Annotated in this window: 1 pseudogene; it reads left to right on the top strand. The window is 64.5% G+C overall.

The window, feature by feature from the left end:
- Positions 1-116: 116 nt before the first annotated feature.
- A pseudogene (locus G8O24_RS43715) lies at positions 117-242 on the top strand (NADP-dependent isocitrate dehydrogenase); the annotation flags it as partial.

The following is a 242-nucleotide window of genomic DNA, read 5'->3' as shown; positions in this document are numbered from 1 at the left end:
TTGCGGATGGTGCCGTTCGGCGACTTCCACATCTGCTTGAGGCCAAACTCCTTCACCCGGGCTTCGTCCGGGGTGATGGTGGCGCACTTGACGCCGACGCCGACCTTCTTGATCGCCTCGGCGGCGTGATCTTCCGCGAGCCGATCATCTGCAAGAACGTGCCGCGCCTGGTTCCCGGCTGGACCAAGCCGATCATCATCGGCCGCCACGCCTATGGCGACCAATACCGCGCCACCGACATC

Source organism: Bradyrhizobium campsiandrae, assembly GCF_014529705.1.
GTDB classification, from domain to species: Bacteria; Pseudomonadota; Alphaproteobacteria; order Rhizobiales; family Xanthobacteraceae; genus Bradyrhizobium; species Bradyrhizobium campsiandrae.
The sequence above is the reverse complement of the archived record's forward strand: the minus strand, read 5'-3'. Positions and strand labels throughout refer to the sequence as shown.